Consider the following 392-nt stretch of genomic DNA (forward strand, 5'->3'; position numbering starts at 1 on the left):
GGTGAGCGCCTCGCCGTCGCGGTCTCCCGTGCGGTTGAACAGGTCGGCGCTGGTCGCGAGGTCGGCGGCGACACTGCCGTCCGGGTCGCGCCAGAACATGATCGTGCGGCTGAAATACAGCGCGATCGCGCGGGTGTGATCGGCGAGTTCGTCACCGGAGCCGAGTGCGAGGTCCATCCACGTGCGCACTTCGCCCAGCAGGCCCGACACCCACCAGTAGAGATAGAGGCTGAACGCGAGGTGCGCCGCGCGATCCCAGTCGCGTCCGCCGAGAAGGAAGCGCTCAGCGCCGCGAAGGTTCGCCCGCTCCTCGCCGAGGCGCTGCATCCACTCCCGCTGTCCTTCGCCCTTCAGCTGGGCCTCGACCCGATCACAGAGCTCGAGGAAGAACC

General features: G+C 68.6%; 1 protein-coding gene. It reads right to left on the reverse strand.

What is annotated here, in order from left to right:
- Window positions 1-392, reverse strand: a 392-nt coding sequence (locus tag AB4Z02_RS19265; protein ID WP_441972988.1) for a hypothetical protein, incomplete at both ends; no start/stop codon positions are given.

The sequence above is a fragment of the Pedococcus sp. 2YAF34 genome, from assembly GCF_052114585.1.
Classification (GTDB): domain Bacteria; phylum Actinomycetota; class Actinomycetes; order Actinomycetales; family Dermatophilaceae; genus Pedococcus.